This window comes from Mycobacterium sp. 155 (assembly GCF_000373905.1).
GTDB lineage: Bacteria > Actinomycetota > Actinomycetes > Mycobacteriales > Mycobacteriaceae > Mycobacterium.
Genome location: NZ_KB892705.1, coordinates 3,149,574 through 3,168,657, shown reverse-complemented (window position 1 = coordinate 3,168,657; position 19,084 = coordinate 3,149,574). Strand labels below are relative to the sequence as shown.

Annotated in this window: 16 protein-coding genes and 1 pseudogene; 12 read left to right on the top strand and 5 right to left on the bottom strand. The window is 66.3% G+C overall.

Annotated elements, in window-relative coordinates; translation table 11 throughout:
- Complete coding sequence (locus tag B133_RS0115210) at positions 1-1,011, bottom strand: Dyp-type peroxidase (protein WP_018602298.1); 1,011 nt, start codon at positions 1,009-1,011, stop codon at positions 1-3.
- Positions 1,012-1,285: 274 nt separating this feature from the next.
- Between B133_RS0115210 and B133_RS22860 the strand changes: the two are divergent.
- Positions 1,286-1,489 (top strand): annotated as a pseudogene (locus B133_RS22860) (DUF2945 domain-containing protein); the annotation flags it as partial.
- A 108-nt stretch (positions 1,490-1,597) separates the two neighbouring features.
- Positions 1,598-1,744: a hypothetical protein gene (locus B133_RS24460; protein WP_157625883.1), complete on the top strand. Its 147-nt coding sequence runs from the start codon at positions 1,598-1,600 to the stop codon at positions 1,742-1,744.
- A 19-nt stretch (positions 1,745-1,763) separates the two neighbouring features.
- Here the strand turns inward: B133_RS24460 and B133_RS0115195 are convergent, their stop codons facing one another.
- The 3 genes from B133_RS0115195 to sodN form a co-directional block, all read right to left on the bottom strand.
- A complete protein-coding gene (locus B133_RS0115195; protein ID WP_018602295.1) occupies positions 1,764-2,333 on the bottom strand; it encodes a DUF488 family protein in 570 nt (189 codons plus the stop codon).
- Between the two features lie 27 nt (positions 2,334-2,360).
- Positions 2,361-2,744 (bottom strand): hypothetical protein, encoded by a 384-nt coding sequence (locus B133_RS0115190; RefSeq protein WP_018602294.1) that lies wholly within the window; start codon positions 2,742-2,744, stop codon positions 2,361-2,363.
- A gap of 120 nt (positions 2,745-2,864) precedes the next feature.
- The gene (gene sodN / locus B133_RS0115185) at positions 2,865-3,269 is read right to left on the bottom strand and encodes a superoxide dismutase, Ni (RefSeq protein WP_018602292.1); all 405 of its coding nucleotides are present in this window, start codon (positions 3,267-3,269) and stop codon (positions 2,865-2,867) included.
- A gap of 181 nt (positions 3,270-3,450) precedes the next feature.
- On the opposite strand from sodN, the gene B133_RS22855 reads away from it, so the two are divergent.
- Positions 3,451-3,807: a S26 family signal peptidase gene (locus B133_RS22855; protein ID WP_232423306.1), complete on the top strand. Its 357-nt coding sequence runs from the start codon at positions 3,451-3,453 to the stop codon at positions 3,805-3,807.
- A 154-nt stretch (positions 3,808-3,961) separates the two neighbouring features.
- Positions 3,962-5,170: a CdaR family transcriptional regulator gene (locus B133_RS0115175; RefSeq protein ID WP_018602288.1), complete on the top strand. Its 1,209-nt coding sequence runs from the start codon at positions 3,962-3,964 to the stop codon at positions 5,168-5,170.
- Positions 5,171-5,180: 10 nt separating this feature from the next.
- On the opposite strand, the gene B133_RS22850 is transcribed toward B133_RS0115175, so the two are convergent.
- On the bottom strand, positions 5,181-6,197 hold the full coding sequence (locus B133_RS22850; protein WP_018602286.1) for an FUSC family protein: 1,017 nt from the start codon (positions 6,195-6,197) through the stop codon (positions 5,181-5,183).
- Between the two features lie 247 nt (positions 6,198-6,444).
- Here B133_RS22850 and B133_RS0115165 point away from each other — a divergent pair, with 247 nt between their 5' ends.
- From B133_RS0115165 to B133_RS0115125, 8 genes are all read left to right on the top strand, one after another.
- A complete protein-coding gene (locus B133_RS0115165) occupies positions 6,445-7,632 on the top strand; it encodes an NAD-dependent formate dehydrogenase (RefSeq protein ID WP_026256474.1) in 1,188 nt (395 codons plus the stop codon).
- A gap of 65 nt (positions 7,633-7,697) precedes the next feature.
- The gene (locus tag B133_RS0115160) at positions 7,698-10,238 is read left to right on the top strand and encodes an ATP-dependent Clp protease ATP-binding subunit (RefSeq protein WP_018602282.1); all 2,541 of its coding nucleotides are present in this window, start codon (positions 7,698-7,700) and stop codon (positions 10,236-10,238) included.
- Between the two features lie 48 nt (positions 10,239-10,286).
- The gene (gene fdh, locus B133_RS0115150) at positions 10,287-13,628 is read left to right on the top strand and encodes a formate dehydrogenase (RefSeq protein ID WP_157625881.1); all 3,342 of its coding nucleotides are present in this window, start codon (positions 10,287-10,289) and stop codon (positions 13,626-13,628) included.
- Between the two features lie 37 nt (positions 13,629-13,665).
- Positions 13,666-14,655: a 4Fe-4S dicluster domain-containing protein gene (locus tag B133_RS0115145; protein ID WP_018602277.1), complete on the top strand. Its 990-nt coding sequence runs from the start codon at positions 13,666-13,668 to the stop codon at positions 14,653-14,655.
- A gap of 60 nt (positions 14,656-14,715) precedes the next feature.
- Complete coding sequence (nrfD, locus tag B133_RS0115140; RefSeq protein WP_026256473.1) at positions 14,716-15,813, top strand: NrfD/PsrC family molybdoenzyme membrane anchor subunit; 1,098 nt, start codon at positions 14,716-14,718, stop codon at positions 15,811-15,813.
- A gap of 52 nt (positions 15,814-15,865) precedes the next feature.
- A complete protein-coding gene (locus B133_RS0115135; RefSeq protein WP_026256472.1) occupies positions 15,866-16,990 on the top strand; it encodes an acyl-CoA dehydrogenase family protein in 1,125 nt (374 codons plus the stop codon).
- A 7-nt stretch (positions 16,991-16,997) separates the two neighbouring features.
- Positions 16,998-17,849 (top strand): phosphate/phosphite/phosphonate ABC transporter substrate-binding protein, encoded by an 852-nt coding sequence (locus B133_RS0115130; protein WP_018602274.1) that lies wholly within the window; start codon positions 16,998-17,000, stop codon positions 17,847-17,849.
- Positions 17,846-19,024, top strand: a complete 1,179-nt coding sequence (locus B133_RS0115125; RefSeq protein ID WP_018602273.1) for a sulfurtransferase TusA family protein — start codon at positions 17,846-17,848, stop codon at positions 19,022-19,024. Before B133_RS0115130 ends, B133_RS0115125 begins: the two co-directional genes overlap by 4 nt.
- Positions 19,025-19,084 lie beyond the last annotated feature (60 nt).

Genomic DNA, 19,084 nt, shown 5'->3' with positions numbered 1-19,084 from the left:
TCACTGCGTGGTTCCCTTCAAGCTTCCGATCGACAATTCGCTGTCCGGTGTGGCACCCCGTGGCAGTGGCGGTGGATCGTCGAGGAAATCGACTGTGGGCGTGAAGAACAGACCGCCGGTGACGGCGGTGGAGAAATCCAGGATGCGGTCCGTGTTGCCGGGTGGATCGCCCAGAAACATGTTGCGCAGCATGCGTTCGGTGACCTTCGGAGTGCGAGCGTACGCAATGTAATAGGTACCGGATTCCTTTCGCCCCACCTCACCAAATGGCATGTTGTGCCGGACGATCTTGAGTTCGGTGCCGTCGTCGTCGGTGATGACGTTGAGTGCCAGGTGGGAATTGCGCGGCTTGTCGGCGTCGGGGAATTCGATGTCCTCGAGTTTGGTGCGCCCGAACGCACGTTCCTGTTCTGTCACCGACAGCGCATCCCAGTCCGTCATGTCGTGCAGGTACTTCTGCACGTGCACGTAGCTGCCGCCGCGAAAGTCGGGGTCCTCGTCCCCGATGGCGGTCGAACTGACTGCCAGTGCACCGCCGGGGTTTTCGGTGCCGTCGACGAATCCGAGCAGATCCCGGTTGTCGAAGAACCGGAAGCCGTGCACCTCGTCGACCACCGTGATCGCGCCGGACATCGCATTGTGGACATGGCCCGCCAGCGCGAAGCAGACATCCATGCTTTCCCCACGGATGTGGAAGAGCAGGTCACCCGGCGTGGCCGGGGCGCGGTGCCGCGGTCCGTCGAGTTCGATGAAAGGGTGCAACTCAGCAGGGCGCGGCCCGCCGAACAGCCGATCCCAGGCGGCAGAGCCGATCGAGGTGACCATCGACAGATGCTTGGCCGGGTCGCGGAATCCCACAGACCGGACCAACCCGGACAGATTGCCGAGCGCGTCATGCACGGCGGCCTCGCCGCCCACGTCGATGGTCGCCACCAGAAAGGCCGCGGCGGGGGTCACCGGCATCAGTACGGGTTGCGGTTGCACCGCGCCGCTGCGCTCCGGTGTCGCCATCTGTCGTCTCCTCATTCGCGCGCCGAGGGCCTGACCCGACGATACGCACGGCCCGACGATGGTGCCCAGCCCGTCCAATGTGCTGTCGGCGCAGACAAAAGTGGTTGTTAGCCATCACAATCCGAGACCGGATACTCGGCGCAGCGAAGTACGCTCGGATTCATGACCAATAAGAATGAACGTGAGGAAGCGATCGAAAAGGAGGAAGAGCGTCGCGAGGCAGAACGCGAACGTCTGGAGAAGGAGGAAGAGCGTCGCCTCCGTTAGCCACCGTTTCAGTGTCGGTGATCATGTCGCCTGGAATTCCGAAGCCGGGCGGGTCAGCGGCACGGTCATCGAGGTCCACACTCAGGACGTGGACTACAAGGGCTACACCCACCACGCGAGCCCGGACGAGCCTCAGTATGAAATCAAGAGCGACAAGACCGACCACATCGCGATGCACAAGGGCTCGGCGCTGACGAAGCTTGAGCACTGATCGGTATCGCCTATCGATCATTCGAAATCACGTCTTGGACGCCGTCGGGTCCATCGCAACAGACTGGAACCTCCACCAGCGCGGATCGTATTCGACGAGGAGGTACTCATGGTTGAGCCGACGCAGCCCGCAGAGCCGGATCGTTGGCGTACCCATCCGGAGTTACCGTCGATGTGGCAGGAAGTCGTTTCGGTCGGTCCAGCGCTCGTCGTTGCAGGGTGGCGTTGGTTGCGGGGCGACGTCGCCGACAAATGACGGGAACGTTTGCGGCACATCAGAGAAGCGTCTGTTGCTCAGGCGGATAGGACACCGACGTGCCGTGGACCTGCGCGAAACGGGTGAGCTTGTGCATCCGATAGTCGGTGGCGGACAAGATCTCCACGACGGGAACACCGTGCGCGTAGAGCGCATCGGCGACCAACGAGCGGTGGCAGCGCCACGGCACTGCTTCGGCGCACATGATGCACGTGGGCTTTTCGTGGCCGAGCACGATCAGCGCTTCGATCGCGTGCTGGAACGCCTCGGTCTGCATGTAATCGGCGTAGCCGCGAAAGCTCTTGTTCTTCCACCCCGTATTGGGTGAATCCTTTCGGGTGTGCCGCAGGCCACCCAACGCCGGCAGCGGCATGTATTCGATGCCGTGGGCCCTCAAGCTGCCGGATAGCTCGCTGTCGTTGAACTGCGGGTTATGGCGCGAACGCGGAATCGTGCGGATGTCCGCGAGTCGCTCGATGCCGTAGCTCTTCAGCAGGTCGACAAAGGCCTCGATCGGTAATGTCGAATGCCCGACGGTGAAGATCGCACCGACGGGCCAGTGTGCTTCGCGTGGCGGAGGAGCGCTCATCCAGCCGAGATGGCCTCCGGTCTGGTTCTAAGCCTGGACGATTCGCGGGTCGTCGGGCTGGACTTCGCATTGCACCATCGCGTCGGCGCGGTCGGGATCGTCGGTCAGCCGCTCGTGGCCGAGTACGACTGCTGCCGGTCGGACCACTGTGCCGGTGCCGCACCCCGTCCATTGCACTGTGACGCCTTGCGGTTGCGGTGACGACTGGGTGAGCGCTCCCTCTCGCGCGGTGTCCACCGGTGCCACGTGATAGGTGCGGATATCCTCGGACACCCCGTCAACGCTCGTCACGGTGTACGCGAAGATGGCGACACGTTCTCCTTCGGCCGGGTGGCCGGCCAGCCAGGGATCGTCGGCCATGCCCCCTGAAGGATTTCCGATCGTCTTCGCGCTGATCGTCACGTCACCCATGCTGTGTCCCCGATCCGGTTGACCCGTCTGCAGCCTATTGCGCAGGCGAGGCTGCAGACGGATCAACCGGCGAGGTCTGTGCTTGAACTCAAACCCGATTGTGCGTGACGACAGATCGGATCAGGACTTCTTGGTCTCCCAGAAGATCTTGGCGATCTCATCGATCTTGTCGAGGAGCTGTTGTGCCACCTCGGGGTCGGCCGAGCCCTTGGTACCGGACGCGCCGGCAAGCTTGGTCGCCTCGTTCACCAGCTGATGCAGCTGGGGGTACTTCTCGAAGTGGGGCGGCTTGAAATAGTCGGTCCACAGCACCCAGAGGTGGTGCTTGACCAGTTCCGAACGCTGTTCCTTGATGATCAGCGAGCGGGTGCGGAACTCGGGGTCCTCATTGGCCTGGTACTTCTCCGCGATGGCCTTGATTGATTCGGCCTCGATCCGCGCCTGGGCCGGGTCGTACACACCGCAAGGCAGATCGCAGTGTGCACTGGCAATGACGCGAGGGGCGAGGAAGAACGGCAGTCGCATATGACTCTCTCCTGTACCAACATGAAAACTGCTGTGCGGGTAGGTAGCCCACGCACAGAGCGGATCGACCGTCGCTGCGTCGACTCCTTGCTGCGACATTACTCCTGCACCTGCTGACCAGGCTGGCGAAGTGGCAAACGTGCCTTGCGGCAATCCGGACCTGGTCGCGTACGGTTCGGTCGTGACCTGGCCGCGGAGCGTGAAGGTGATTGCGACGCTCGTCGCCACAGCGGGTATCGGCTGGGTGCGGTCGCGGGTGTTCACCGTCGGAGTTTCCGGTCCGTCGATGGCGCCGACGTTGCGCGACGGCGACGCGCTCGTGGTCTACCGGGTGCGGCGGGTACGACCTGGTGACGTGGTGATCGCGCGGTTCAACAGCCGGCCTGATCTGCTCGTGGTCAAACGGGCCATCCGGCCGTACTGCGGCGGGTGGTGGATCGAGGGTGACAACCCCCTAGTCGCCGACGACTCCCGTAAGTACGGCGAGGCTGTCGTGACGGCCCGGGTCCTGTTCCGGTATTGGCGCGCAGCGCCTTGAGCCTCAAGGGTCACGACACGCCGAGGCCCGCACCATTGAATTTGCCGCTGTATCGGCGATCGGTCAGCGACTCGGTACGGTTGATCCTGCTGGCCGCGCCGGCGCAGCGCCATCAGCGAGGCCGGCGTCCTGGCCGACCTGTGAGTGAGGTCAAGTGAACGAGGCGAGGATCGCGGAACTGGCATCGTGGGCCCAGAGCCGTCTTGCCGATCTCGTCGATCAGGCCTATGTCGCCACAATCGAACGCATTCCGCTGTACCGCACGGGAGATCTCGTCTCTTCGAGGGAGCTTCGCGAGTCCATCACGCAAAACCTGCACTTCGTCCTCAGTGCGGTGGCGCACCCAGACACGGATGTCGATCTCACCGTCCCGGCCGCAACGGGTCGTCGCCGGGCGCAGCAAGGTGTTCCGTTACCGGAGGTCCTACGCGCGTACCGCGTCAGTTTTTCGACGCTGTGGGAAGCGCTGGTTGCCCGGGCCCGGTGTGCTGCGCACCAGCAAGACACCGATGCCCTGTTGGCTGCGGCCAGCACGATCTGGCAGCTGACCGACGAACATGCGGTAGCACTTACCGAGGCCTACCGCGCCACGACAGCCGAGCTGCTGGTGGGACGCCAGCAGCGCCGGTCGGCTCTGGTCGAAGCGTTGTTCACCGGCCACCCGAGCCCGGACGGCGGCCCGGCGGAGGCGGCCACCCTCCTCGACCTGCCGCCCGACGCAACGTTTGTCGTCGTCGCCGCGGACACCAAGGGCCTCGCCGAGGAGAGCCTTCCCGGTATCGAACGTCGTCTCGCCGAGCACGGTGTCGCCTCGGCCTGGCGTCTGACCCCGGCGCTACAACTCGGTGTGGTTGCCCTACGGGCGGACCAGCACGCTGAGGCGATCACCGTGATGCGCCGGTCCGCGACTGCGCGAACCGGCGTGAGCCCCGAATACCGGTCGTTGGCCGATACGCCACGTTCACTGCAGTTGGCGAGGTCGGCGTTGGCCATGCTCGCACCGGGCACGCGCGATGTACGCGTTTTCACCGCGAATCCGTTGGAGGCTCTCCTCGCGCGCACACCCGACGAGGCGCGACGCCTCGTGCGCCTGGTTCTCGGGCCGGTGCTGGAGCTGTCGCATGACGATGGCGGCGTGCTACTCGACACGCTCATCACCTACATCGAGAACGACGGATCGGCCGAATCGGCCGCGAAACTTCTGCACTGTCATCCGAATACCGTTCGGTACCGGCTACGCCGGTTACACGAACTCACCGGTCGTTCACTGATGGATCCACCAGGCGTCGCCCAACTGGCTACCGCCGCTTACGCGCTGAGATTGACTCCTGGCCTGACGGACTCCGATGCTGTCGACAACTGACGGGTAGCGGTCATGTCGCCATGGGCTGCTCCGGCGTCGGCTCCTTGATGATCAGCGCGACCACAATCGCGGCCACGACGCCGATGATGGTGTCGATACCACGATCGGTGAGCAGCGCGAGTGGTTCGGCGGGTTGGGCGAGATCGGTCATCAGCATGATCAGCGGGGTAAAGAATCCCAGCGCAACCGCGTGGTGGTGCGCCATGAACAGCTCGGTGGGAAACAGCAGCGCCATCAGGCAGATCGCCAGCACGTACTCGCTGGGTTGCGGGATGAGCACGACCGCGGCCACAACGAGGCCGACAAAGGTTCCGCCGAGGCGATGGATACCGCGCCGGATGCGCCCGCTGGTGTCGGCGGCGGCAAGCGGACCGGCAGCGGCGGCCATCGCCCAGTTGGCGTGGTCGACACCCAGGAACAGGCCGGCTGTCCCGGCCGCCGTGATGGCGATCGCGTAGCGGCTCGCGTGGATCAGCACGTCGCGGTTATCCGGTATCCGAATGCATGACCGCGGCTCCGATCCGGGGGTCGCATCGAGAACGCCGAGCAGTATGCACAGCAAAGCGGTTGCGGCACATATGAATATCCCGGTCCACGGCGACACCCGGCCCGCAGGGACTGTGGCCACCGCTCCGAGGGCGAACAGACCGTAGAACGGGCCTGCGGGTCTGAGTGCGAGGCGATCCGTCGCGGCCGAACCGACTGCCGCGAACACCACGGCGGCGAGGACGAGAACCCATGGTGCGACGTGGGAGTCGGCCAGCGCGACACCGATGGCCACGCCGAGAGTCAGGATCACGGCGCCCTGGGTCTGTTCTGTGAGCCGCCGTTTTCGTGGTTCGACCCGTCCGTACATTCCGGTGATCGCACCGAACACCGCGTAGATGATCAGGTCGGGGCGCCCGGCCCACAGCAGTGCGACGCCGGGAACGGCCAGTCCGAGCGCGACGCGCAACGCCGGGCGGTGATCGCCCATCGGCGGGGTCATGGCGATGCGCACCCGGGTGTACACCTCGACGGTGCGCATGGCTCACTCCGATCCGGTGAAAAAGATTGACGGACAACAGTAATCAGGCTGCCCAACCGGAGGGCGGGCGTCAAAGCGGAAGTTCCGAGCCGTTGATCGGTGATGCCTATCGATGCAGCTTGTCGGCTATTGATCGACGCTGCCTATCACGCGGTCGGAGGCAGGTCTTGGACGCGATCGCGGTCGCGGGAACAGGCTGTAACTGTCCGAATTCCCCGACAAAACCGTTCGCCGACAGGGAGTAATGATGGCCAAGATCCTGTGCGTGCTGTACCCCGACCCCGTGACCGGGTATCCGCCGGTCTATGCGCGGGACTCCATCCCCATCCTTGAGGCATACCCGGACGGTCAGACCCTGCCCAGTCCATCTGCCATCGATTTCACCCCCGGTCATCTGCTCGGCTGCGTATCGGGCGAATTGGGGCTGCGGAAGTATCTGGAGGCCGAGGGGCACGAGTTGATCGTGACGTCGGACAAGGACGGCCCCGATTCGGTGTTCGAGAAGGAACTTCCGGACGCGGATGTGGTTATCTCCCAACCATTCTGGCCTGCTTACCTCACCGCGGAGCGCATCGCCAAGGCGCCTAGGCTCAAGCTTGCGCTCACCGCGGGGATCGGTTCCGACCACGTCGACCTGGACGCCGCGATCAAAGCGGGTATCACGGTGGCCGAGGTGACCTTCTGCAACAGCATCAGCGTCGCCGAACACGCCGTGATGCAGATCCTCGCGCTGGTGCGCAACTACCTGCCGTCGCATGAGTGGGTGACCAACGGCGGCTGGAACATCGCCGACTGCGTCGAGCGCGCGTACGACCTCGAAGGTATGGATGTCGGGGTGATCGCCGCGGGCCGTATCGGGCAGGCGGTGCTGCGGCGTCTTGCGCCCTTCGACGTGCGGCTGCACTACTTCGACACGCGCCGGCTGCCGGCCGAGGTTGAGGAGGAACTCGGTCTGACCTATCACCCCGACGTCCAGTCGCTGGTCCGGTCGGTCGACATCGTCGACATCCACGCACCGCTGCACCCACAGACCTATCACCTGTTCGACGCCGAGTTGCTCAGCACGATGCGCCGCGGCTCGTACATCGTGAACACCGCCCGCGCCGAGATCACAGTGCGGGACGACATCGTCGCGGCGTTGAGGTCCGGCCAGCTGGCCGGCTACGCGGGGGATGTCTGGTTCCCGCAGCCACCGGCTGTCGACCATCCCTGGCGGACCATGCCGCACGAGGCGATGACTCCGCATGTCTCGGGAACGACGTTGTCGGCGCAGGCACGGTACGCCGCGGGAACCCGCGAGATCCTGGAGGACTTCTTCGCCGGCCGCGACATCCGCGACGAGTACCTCATCGTCGAGGGCGGTCAGCTGGCAGGTACCGGCGCTAGGTCCTACACCGCCGACGGCTCGACGAGTCCGGGCAGCGCAGACCAGTAGATCGAGGGATGATCGATCGAGATCTCCCTTCCCTCTCACATCGACCATGGTGAGGAGCTTCTCCGATGAGTGATTTCGACGACTTCTTCGATGATGTGTTCCAGAGGTTCTTCGGTCCGGGTGGGCGCTCGCGGCCGCCCGTACAGCAAGTCGACCTCGGCCGGCTCTTGACGGACAGCGCCAAGCAACTCGTCGGAGCGGCGCGCGACGCCGCCGTGGAATGGGGAAATCCGGAGATCACCGCTGAGCATCTGCTCTATGCCGCCGCGACCAACGAGCCGACCCGCGACGCCATCGCCAGCCTGCAACTGGACCCGGATCGAGTGGCCGATCAGATGAAGGCGGCGGTCGGACGCGGTGACGCCTCGGGCGACACGCCGACGCTGAGCCCGGCAGCCAAACGTGCCCTGCGCGTCGCGCAGCAACATGCCGCCCAGGCCGGGCAGAGCTACGTCGGCCCGGAGGACATCCTGCTCGGTATCGCCGCGACGCCGGACACCGCGGCCACCAAGGTCCTCGCCGGCGCACCCAGTCTGCGGGCCGCGTCGTCCGGCAAGCAGCAGCCCGCCAGCGACACCCCCACGCTCGACCAGTACGCCCGCGACGTGACCGCCGACGCCCGCGCCGGCAAGCTCGACCCGGTCGTCGGTCGCGCCGACGAGATCTCGCAGACCGTGGAGATTCTGTCGCGTCGGCGCAAGAACAATCCCGTCCTCATCGGTGACCCCGGAGTCGGCAAGACCGCGATCGTCGAGGGCCTCGCGCAGCGCATCGTCAACGGCGACGTGCCCAAGACCCTGGCCGACCGGCGCGTCGTGGCACTGGACGTCGGGTCGCTGGTCGCCGGGAGCAAGTACCGCGGAGAGTTCGAGGAGCGGCTCACCAAGATCCTCGACGAGGTGCGGGACCACTCCGACGAGCTGGTGGTGTTCATCGACGAATTGCACACCATCGTCGGTGCCGGTTCGACCGGTGACGGATCGATGGATGCCGGCAACCTGCTCAAGCCGGCCCTGGCGCGTGGTGATCTCAACGCCATCGGCGCCACCACCATCGACGAATACCGGCGCTACATCGAGAAGGACGCTGCGCTGGAGCGGCGGTTCCAGCCCGTGATGGTGTCCGAGCCGTCCGTCGACGACACCATCGAGATCCTGCGTGGGCTCGCCGATGTGTACGAGGAGCACCACCAGGTGCACTTCAGCGACGAATCACTGGTCGCTGCGGCCGAACTGTCGGATCGCTACATCACCGACCGGTTCCTGCCCGACAAGGCGATCGACCTGATGGACCAGGCCGGGGCCCGGGTGCGGCTGCGCACCAAGACGCCCAGTGCCGACGCGAAATCGCTGGAGGAGCAGCTGGCCCGGCTCAACCGTGAGAAGGACGCTGCAGTTGCCGCCGAGGATTTCGAGAAGGCCAACGAGCTCAAGAAGGAGATCGCTCAGCAGATCGAGAACGCCAAGGAGCAGGTCGGTGAGATCGAGGCCGGCGCCGAACCGCAGGTCGGCGTCGTCGACATCGCCGAGGTGGTGTCGCGGCAGACGGGCATCCCCGTCACCGAGCTGACCGCCGAGGAACGCGACAAGCTGATGGCGCTGGAAGATGTGCTGCACAACCGCGTCATCGGGCAGGAGGACGCCGTGACCGCGGTCGCCGAGGCCGTGCGACGCTCGCGTGCCGGACTGGCCGATCCGAACCGCCCGATCGGCTCGTTCCTGTTCCTCGGGCCCACCGGGGTCGGCAAGACCGAGCTGGCCAAGGCGCTGGCGGAGGCGGTGTTCGGCGACGAGGGCCGGATGATCCGCTTCGACATGAGCGAGTTCCAGGAGAAGCACACCGTGTCGCGGCTGGTCGGCTCGCCTCCCGGCTACGTCGGCTACGAGGATGCCGGTCAGCTCACGGACAAGGTTCGGCGCCAACCGTATTCGGTGATCTTGTTCGACGAGATCGAGAAGGCGCACCCGGATGTGTTCAACGTGCTGCTGCAACTGCTCGACGACGGTCGGGTTACCGACGCGCAGGGCCGCACAGTGGATTTCAAGAACACCATCGTGATCCTGACGAGCAACATCGGTTCAGATCTGATCCTCGACGCACCCGACGGGGACGTCGAGAAGATCACGCCGAAGCTCATGGAGTTGCTGGGCACCCGGTTCCGGCCGGAGTTCCTCAACCGCATCGACGAGACCATCGTGTTCCACCGGCTCGACCAGGCGCAGCTGCGCCAGATCATCGAGCTCATCCTGGACGGTACGCGGCGGCTCCTGCACGCCCAGGACATCGAGCTCGACGTGACCACCAAGGCCGAGGACTGGCTCGCCGAGGAAGGCTTCGATCCCAAGTTCGGGGCCCGGCCGCTGCGCCGCACCGTGCAGCGTCAGCTGGACAACAAGCTGTCCGGGCTGTTGTTGAAAGGCACTGTGCGCCCTGGTGATACGGTCCGGGTCGACGCCGATGCGAACGGTCTGGTGATCGAGACGGTCAGCCCCGGCGGGGCAGAGGGCACCGCCGACGATGAAACCCAGGCGGCTGCGGACGGACAGGCCGACGAAGAGAAGTCCACGAAGAAGAGTCCGAGGAAGACGCCGGCCAAGAAGGGCTGAAGCGGAATCAGGCCGACGAGCGGCCGTCGCCGTACTAGCCTCGTATCCATGGCAGGACCGAAGTTCTTTCTCGAGTGGCCCGTGCTGCGGCAGTTCCGCTCGGGTGACCTGTTGGGCCGCGGTCCCGCGGTGGCGTCACGGCTGACTCGCGAGATCACCGCGCGCACGTCGACCGCTGATCGCGTCGCGCAGAGCGTGTGCCCGTTCTGTGCGGTGGGCTGCGGTCAGCGGGTGTACGTCAAGGACGAGAGGGTTGTGCAGATCGAGGGCGACCCGGATTCGCCGATCTCGCGTGGCCGGCTGTGCCCCAAGGGCTCGGCGAGCGAGCAGTTGGTCAATGCCGCCGGACGCCAGCTCCACGTGCTCTACCGCGCACCCCGTGCCACCGAGTGGCAGCGTCTTGATGTCGACACCGCGACCGAGATGATCGCCGACCGCTTCATCGAGTCGCGCCGCAACACCTGGCAGGAGATCGACAAGCGGGGCAACCTGCTGCGCCGGACCATGGGCATCGCGTCGCTCGGCGGCGCCACCCTGGACAACGAAGAGAACTATCTGATCAAGAAGCTCTTCACGGCCGCGGGTGCCATCCAGATCGAGAACCAAGCCCGTATTTGACACTCCAGCACGGTTCCCAGTTTGGGAGCCTCGTTCGGTCGCGGCGGCGCGACACAGACCCTGCAAGACCTGGCGAACGCCGATTGCATCGTCATCCAGGGCGGCAACGCCGCTGAGGCACACCCGGTGGGCTTCCAGTGGATCTCCGAGGCGAAGGCCCGAGGCGCGCGGATCATCCACGTCGACCCCAGGTTCACCCGCACCGGCGCGGTAGCCGACAAGCACATTCCGATCCGGGTCGGCTCCGACGTCGTGCTGCTGGGCGGCCTGATCAACTATGTGATCACCCACGACCTGTGGTTCAAGGAGTACGTCGTCGCGTACACCAACGCCGCGACCCTGATCAACGAGGACTTCCGGGACACCGAAGACCTCGGTGGTCTGTTCTCCGGCTTCGACCCCGAGACGGGCAAGTACGACCCGTCGACATGGGCGTACGCCGAGCAGGATGGCGGCAGCATCGAATCCTCCGGCGGCGGCCATCACCATGGCACCAGTACGTCAGCCGCGCCGGGCGACGCCTACGGCAGCGGCGGTCCGCCACTGGAGCACGCCCGGGTAGTTCGGGACGACACTCTCCAGGACCCTCGAACGGTGTTCCAGATCCTCAAACGGCACTACTCCCGCTACACCCCGGAGATGGTGCGGGACATGTGTGGGATCAGCCTCGACGACTTCGAGTACCTGGCCCGGTCGGTAACCGAGAATTCCGGCCGCGAGCGGACCACCTGCTTCGCCTACGCGACCGGCTGGACCCAGCACTCCCTGGGCGCACAGTTCATCCGGACGGCTGCGATCCTGCAGCTGCTACTCGGCAACATGGGTCGCCCGGGCGGCGGAATCATGGCCCTGCGTGGTCACGCCAGCATTCAGGGCGCCTCCGACATACCGACGCTGTTCAATCTGCTCCCCGGCTACCTGCCCATGCCCGTCGCGGGCACGCATGACCACTTTCGCGAGTACATCGACGCAATCGGCTCGAAGAAGCAGAAGGGCTTCTGGGCCAACGCCGACGCCTACACCGTGAGCCTGCTCAAAGCGTGGTGGGGTGACGCGGCCCGCGAGGACAACAACTGGGCCTACGACTACCTACCACGCCTGACGGGCGCGCACGGCACGTATCAGACCGTGGCCGACATGCTGGCCGACCAGGTGGAGGGCTATTTCCTGCTGGGGCAGAACCCTGCCGTCGGATCGGCCAACGGCCGGATGCAGCGACTGGGCATGGCGCACCTCAAGTGGCTGGTCGTGCGTGACTTCAACATGATCGAGTCGGCGATCTGGTGGAAGGAGGGCCCTGAGATCGAGTCCGGCGAGTTGCGCACCGAGGACATCGAGACCGAGGTGTTCTTCATGCCCGCTGCGACGCACGTGGAGAAGGCCGGTTCGTTCACCCAAACCCAGCGGCTGCTTCAGTGGCGCCACCAGGCGGTCGCGCCGCCGGGCGAATGCCAGAGCGAATTGCAGTTCTTCTTCGAACTGGGCCGGCGGATCAAGGAGAAGCTGGCCGATTCGACCGACGAACGCGACCGGCCTCTGATCGATCTGACTTGGGACTATCCCACCGATGAGCACGGCGAGCCGGATCCGGTGGCGGTGCTGGCCGAGATCAACGGGAGCCACCTGACCGGCCCTGATGCCGGCAAGCCGCTGTCAACTTTTAACGAGATGCGCGCTGACGGGTCCACCGCCGGCGGCTGCTGGATCTATACCGGCGTGTACGCCAACGGCATCAACCAGGCGGCCCGCCGGGTGCCCGGCGGCGGCTCCGGGCCGAGCCAGTCCGAGTGGGGCTGGGCCTGGCCGGCTGACCGGCGGATCCTGTACAACCGTGCGTCGGCGGACCCGGACGGTAAGCCGTGGAGTGAGCGCAAGAAATACATCTGGTGGGACGAACAGCAGGGCCGCTGGGTCGGTGATGACGTGCCCGACTTCCCGATCGACCGGGCCCCGGGCAGCCGCCCTGACCCGGCGCTGGGTGGTCCAGACGCGCTCGCCGGCGATGACCCATTCGTGATGCAATCCGACGGCAAGGGCTGGCTGTTCACCCCGACCGGCATGGTGGACGGCCCGCTGCCCACGCATTACGAGCCGCAGGAGTCGCCGGTGGCCAACGCGCTCTACCCGCAGCAGCAGAGCCCCGCACGGGTGATATTTGCGCGCACGGACAACTTCAGTGCGCCGAGCGCCGGTCACCCGGGCGTGGACGTCTACCCCTACGTGTTCACCACCTATCGGCTCACCGAACACCACACCGCGGGCGGGATGAGCCGTTGGCAGCCGTACCTCGCCGAGCTGCAACCCGAGTTGTTCTGCGAGGTGTCCCCGGAACTGGCTGCCGAGCGCGGTCTGGAGCCGTACGGCTGGGCCACCATCATTTCGCCACGGGCGGCCATCGAGACCAGGGTGCTGGTCACGGAACGGATGACCCCTCTGGCCATCGGCGGCCGCACAGTGCATCAGATCGGGCTGCCGTATCACTGGGGAGTGGGCAGCGACGCGGTGGTCAGCGGCGACGCCGTCAACGACTTGATCGGCCTGACGCTGGATCCCAATGTGCAGATCCAGGAATGCAAGGTTGGTTCCTGCGACATTCAGCCGGGCCGTCGCCCGCAGGGCGCCGAGCTACTGCGGCTGGTCGAGGAGTACCAAGCGCGCTCCGGGGTGACCATCGAGACCGACAATGAGAGAATCACCGACCCGACGCGCGAGATCATCGATCCGCCTGCCGAGCAAGATGATCCCAACAAGGAAGGCTGGTCACGATGGTGACTGACTGGGCAGCGGTGGATCCCGGGGAGGCCGGCTGATGGGCCAGCTGGCAGGGCCGACCGATCCAGCTGCGGATGCGCGATGGGCGGACATACAACCACGCAAGGGCTTCTTCACCGACACCTCGATCTGCATCGGCTGCAAGGCGTGCGAGGTGGCCTGCAAGGAATGGAACCGCAACCCCCGCGACGGCGATCTTGAGCTGCTCGGGATGTCGTATGACAACACCGGTTCGCTCGGGGCCAGCACGTGGCGGCACGTCGCGTTCATCGAGCAGGGTCGCGAGAAGATCGAGGCGGCCCGGGAATCCGGCCGCGCTCTCGTCGGCCTCGGGATGCCGACCATCGGCGCTCCTGAGCCGGCGGCGGTCGACACCACCCCGCCCGACACCCCGGAGTTCCGCTGGCTCATGGCCTCCGACGTCTGCAAGCACTGCACGCACGCGGGATGCCTGGATGTATGCCCCACGGGCGCGATGATTCGCACCGAGTTCGGCACCGTGGTGGTCCAACATGATGTCTGCAACGGCTGCGGCACCTGTGTGGCGGGCTGTCCCTTCGGGGTGGTCGAGCGCCGCAGCGACGGCACGATGGCGCCGACCACCCGGCAGGGCGAACGCAAGGGTGAGCAGCCCGAGGTGCCCAGACGCGGTATCGCGCAGAAGTGCACGCTGTGCTACGACCGGCTGGTCGACGACCAGACACCGGCGTGCGCGAAAACCTGCCCGACCACCTCTATCAAGTTCGGCAACCATGACGACATGGTCGTCGAGGCACGCGAGCGAGTCGCTCAGCTGCACGCCCAAGGTATGACCGAGGCGCGGCTGTACGGCGCGAACGAGCTGGACGGCGTCGGCGGCACCGGGTCGGTGTTCTTGTTGCTCGACGAGCCGGAGGTGTACGGCCTGCCGCCGGATCCGCGCGTCTGCACCGCCGATCTGATGACGATGTACAAGCGGGCCGGGATCGCGGCGCTGGGAATGGTTGCGGCAGCGGCGTTTTCGTTCCTCCGGGGAGGGCGCCGATGAGCGCTCGCGCGAAGAGGAGATAACTGCGATGAGCGCTTGCGCGAAGAGGAGACAGCACCGATGACCCAGTCGGAGTTCGACAGCTACCGGCCGCCAGAGCCCGCTCGTCGGCGAATCGGCGGCAAGAAGGGCCGTCGGCGCCGCGGTGGGATGGACACCGGGGGTGACGGTGCCCGCGAGATGATCATGGTGCCGGAGGTCGAATTCACCTCCTATTACGGCCATCCGGTGATCAAACCGCCGCCATGGGGTCATGAAGTGGCCGCGTACCTGTTCCTCGGCGGGGTCGCCGGTGGATCGGGGCTGTTGGGGCTCGGGGCCCAGCTGACCGGTCGGCGCCGGCTGCGCCGCAACGCCCGCCTGGGTGCTCTGGGCGCGGTCATCCTGGGCGCGATCGCGCTGGTCTTGGATCTCGGCCGCCCGGACCGCTTCTACAACATGATGCGCACCTTCAAGATCACCTCACCGATGAGCGTGGGGTCGTGGATCCTCTCGGCGTTCAGCGGCGGTATCGGCGTCGCGGCGGTAGCCGAAGTGGACCGCATGTCGGGGGAGCGGCTGCCGCTGGGCCCGCTGCGACCGGTCCTGCGACTCGTCGAGGGACCGGCCGGGCTGGAGGCAGGCCTGTTCGCGGCACCGCTGGCCGTCTACACCGCGGTGCTGTTGTCCGACACCGCGAACCCGACGTGGAACGACGCCCACCGGGACCTGCCGTTCGTGTTCGTCAGCTCTGCAAGCCTGGCCTCTGCCGGGCTCGCGATGATCACCACGCCGGTGGCTGAGACGGGGCCGGCGCGCACCCTGGCGGCCCTCGGTGTGGTTGGGGACATCACGGCGATGAAGCTCATGGAGCGCCGTATGGATCCGGTTGCCGCCGAGCCGCTGCATCACGGTTCGGCCGGCGAGATGTTGCGGTGGGCCGAACGACTGGCCGCCGCAGGCGGTCTGGGCGCGGTGCTCGGCGGGCGTAACCGCCTCGTCGCCGCGGCCTCCGGCCTGGCGCTGCTGGCGGCTTCGGCACTGACCCGCTTCGGTGTATTCGAAGCCGGCATCCATTCCGCCAAGGACCCGCGTTACACGATCGAGCCGCAGAAGCGCAGGTTGGCCGCACGCCGCGCGGCAGGCATTACCGACGACTCGATCACCACGGCAGGCTGAAGCGGTACGGTGGCGAGCGCCCTACCTGGCCCGCCTACGTACCGAGGTTGTTGTGGACTCTGCCCTGTGTTCGGCCCTTGATGAAGTGGTCCGCAACGTCATCGAACCGGCCGCACCGGCCGTCGACGCCGCCGGAAGCTTTCCCCGCGAATCGATCGACGCGTTGGCCAAGGCCGGTTTTCTCGGCCTGCTGAGCGCACCCGAATTCGGCGGCGGCGGTGGCAGTCTCGGTGACGCAGCCCAGGTGGTGCGCAGTGTCGCAGCCGTCTGCGGTTCGACGGCGATGGTGCTCGCCATGCACTATGCCGCGGTCAGTGTGCTCGAACGGTTCGCCGACGACGACACCCGGACCGCCATTGCCGCGGGCCGTCACCTGAGCACCCTGGCCTTCTCCGAAGTCGGCTCTCGCAGCCACTTTTGGGCGCCGGTGGGCACTGCCACCCGCGGTGACGGCGACACCGTGCTCCTGGATTCCCGTAAGAGCTGGGTCACCTCGGCAGGCCATGCCGACAGCTACGTCTGGTCGAGTCGCGCGCTCGATGCCGACGGTCCGATGACGCTGTGGCACGTGCCCGCGACGGTCGAAGGGCTCGAGGTGGCCGGGTCGTTCGACGGGCTGGGCCTGCGCGGCAATTCGTCGACGCCCATGACCGCGACGAGTCTGGCGGTGGCCCCGTCGGCGATGCTCGGCGGCGACGGGCAGGGCCTTGACTTGGCGCTGGAGACGGTGCTGCCGACGTTCCTGGTGCTCAACGCCGCGTTCTCGGTTGGTCTGATGCGGTCGCTGGTCGCCGCCGCGGGCACGCACCTGGCCCACAGCCGCCTCGAGCATCTCGGCCAGAGCTTGGCCGAACAGCCCGAGCAGCGCCGTGCCTATGCCCGGCTGCTGACGCTCGCCGACACGGCTGGCCTGTTCCTCGACGACACCTTGAGCGCCCTGGAGGCCGGGCGCGCCGATGCGATGTTGCGGGTTTTGCAGGTGAAAGCTGTTGCAGCGGAAGCTGCTTCGGATATCGCCGACGGGGTGATGCGGTTGTGCGGTGGTTCGGCGTTCCGCAAGGAGCTGGGCATCGAACGCCGGTTCCGGGATTCACTGGCGGCCCGGGTGATGGCACCCACCACTGAGGCCCTGCACGATTTCATCGGCCGCGCCGCGTTCGGCCAACCACTACTGTGAGGTAACGATGACTCTTCTGCTGGGCGCTGTTGCGTACGACCCCAAGGTGGTCACCATCTGGTTCGGGTTTCGAGATTGGTTGCGCCAGAACGGTCTCGACTTCGACTTCGTCTTGTACTCGAACTACGAGCGCCAGGCTGAGGACCTCGCCGACGGCCGTATCGACGTGGCCTGGAACTCGCCGCTCGCGTGGTTGCGCTGTGAGCGGTTGGCGGCAGCGCGGGGCCGGAAGGTGTCGGCGCTGTTGATGCGCGACACCGACCAAGATCTGACCTCGGTTTTCGTGGTCCGCGCGGATTCGCCGATTCAAACTATTGCCGACCTCAAAGCGACGCGGCTGGCGCTGGGTGCCGTGGATTCGCCGCAGGCCACGCTGATTCCGTTGGCGACGCTGGCCGACGCCGGGTTGCTTGCCGGGCGGGACGTCACCGTCGAGCGCTTCGATGTGGGCGTAGGCCTGCACGGCGACCACATCGGCGGTGAGCGCGGCGCCGTGCGGGCCGTGCTCGACGGCCGCGCCGATGCGGCGGCGATCATCGACACCAACCATCTCGGCTTCGGCCGGGATGGCACCGTGCCGCCGTCGAGTCTGCGGATCATCGGTCAGACAACGCCTTTCGACCACTGCAATATGACCGTGGTCGATACCGCGCCCACCGCGGAGGTCGAGCGGCTGCGGGAGCTGCTGCTGTCGATGTCGTATACCGACGAGACCGTGCGGCCCCTGCTGGATCTCGAAGGCCTCACCCGCTGGCTGCCCGGTCGAACGAGCGGCTACGACGTGTTGAACACCGCTGTGGAACTGCTCGGCTTCTACGACACGGCAGGCACCGTCACCGCATCCGATTACCGGCCATGAACATCCGCGTCGATCTCGAGAACCTCGGGTTCGACAACGGGGCGCACCTGCTGCTGCAACGTGCGCTGAATTCCGTGCGCCCCGGCCAGACCGTCGAAATCGTCGGCCGGGCACCGGCTCTCGCAGTCGACCTGCCCGCCTGGTGCCGGCAATTCGGCCACCGGGTGATGCGCGGGGACGATTCCTGGACGATCGAACCGGGAAACCGCGACCGATGGCTGGGCGCCGAACGCGCGGGTGCCCCCGGCCCGGACGGGATCGTGGCCTCTGCACCTGCGTATTGGGGCTTGGCCGCGCGGGGTGCGCTGGTCGAACGCGGCGCTACGGCCCACTCGCCCTTTGACATTCGCGACCGCGACCTGGTGTGGGCCGACATTGCGCCCAGCCTGTACGCGCACGCCGCCGCCGAACAGTGGGACCCCAACACCGCGGTGGACTGGACCGCCGGGTTCGACATCCACCCCGACGTCGACCGGGCCGTCGTCCAGGTGATGACGTATCTGGTCGAGAACGAGCAGGCGGCGCTGGTGGTGCCGGCCAAACTTTTGGCCCGCATCCACCCGCATTTCCGCGAGGTGCTGCAGCTGCTGGCCGTCCAGGCCGCCGACGAGGCCCGGCACATGGAGGTCTTCACCCGCCGCGCACTGCTGACCGGTCTGCCGATGGGTACCTCGACGGTCGGCGGAAGACAGTCGCTGGCAACGCTGCTCGACGAGGCCGACTTTTCCATGGCCTCGTTCCTGTTATCGGTACTCGGCGAGGGCAGCTTCCTCAACCTCCTGGAGTTTCTCGACGTGCATGCACCTGACCCGGTGACCCGCGACGTCACCCGGCTCGCCCGTCGCGACGAGGCCCGCCACGTCGCATTCGGCGTGGCACACCTGCGCTACCAGGCCGACCGCGATCGCGGGGTGCTGAGCCAGTTGCGCGCCGCCGTCGAGCGGCGGTACTCGGCACTGGTCGACACCGCGGGTCTTAACGCGGACGTGTTCGACTCCCTTGTCCTGCTGGCGGCCGGCAGTTGGGAACCCACCGCGATCGCCGACGGTTACCGTGCCGTACTGGCCCTGCAAGCTGAAATGGACGAGGGGCGCCAGCGGCGACTGATCCATCTCGGTTTCCCGGCAGACGAAGCCGCGGACATCTCCGCGCTGCACACGAAGAACTTCATGTAGTCATTCGGCACAGGTGCCACAGCCGTACCGGTGATGGCACGTTTCCAGGTCGGGCGCCCA

Bases quoted from the DNA above. Each gene is read 5' to 3' on its own strand.
- B133_RS0115210 (WP_018602298.1), bottom strand. From the start codon at position 1,011: ATGGCGACACCGGAGCGCAGCGGCGCGGTGCAACCGCAACCCGTACTG.
- sodN (WP_018602292.1), bottom strand. From the start codon at position 3,269: ATGCGACTGCCGTTCTTCCTCGCCCCTCGCGTCATTGCCAGTGCACAC.
- B133_RS0115145 (WP_018602277.1), top strand. From the start codon at position 13,666: ATGGGCCAGCTGGCAGGGCCGACCGATCCAGCTGCGGATGCGCGATGG.
- B133_RS24460 (WP_157625883.1), top strand. From the start codon at position 1,598: ATGGTTGAGCCGACGCAGCCCGCAGAGCCGGATCGTTGGCGTACCCAT.
- B133_RS0115190 (WP_018602294.1), bottom strand. From the start codon at position 2,744: ATGGGTGACGTGACGATCAGCGCGAAGACGATCGGAAATCCTTCAGGG.
- B133_RS0115130 (WP_018602274.1), top strand. From the start codon at position 16,998: ATGACTCTTCTGCTGGGCGCTGTTGCGTACGACCCCAAGGTGGTCACC.
- B133_RS0115165 (WP_026256474.1), top strand. From the start codon at position 6,445: ATGGCCAAGATCCTGTGCGTGCTGTACCCCGACCCCGTGACCGGGTAT.
- B133_RS0115195 (WP_018602295.1), bottom strand. From the start codon at position 2,333: ATGAGCGCTCCTCCGCCACGCGAAGCACACTGGCCCGTCGGTGCGATC.
- B133_RS0115125 (WP_018602273.1), top strand. From the start codon at position 17,846: ATGAACATCCGCGTCGATCTCGAGAACCTCGGGTTCGACAACGGGGCG.
- B133_RS0115160 (WP_018602282.1), top strand. From the start codon at position 7,698: ATGAGTGATTTCGACGACTTCTTCGATGATGTGTTCCAGAGGTTCTTC.
- B133_RS22850 (WP_018602286.1), bottom strand. From the start codon at position 6,197: ATGCGCACCGTCGAGGTGTACACCCGGGTGCGCATCGCCATGACCCCG.
- nrfD (WP_026256473.1), top strand. From the start codon at position 14,716: ATGACCCAGTCGGAGTTCGACAGCTACCGGCCGCCAGAGCCCGCTCGT.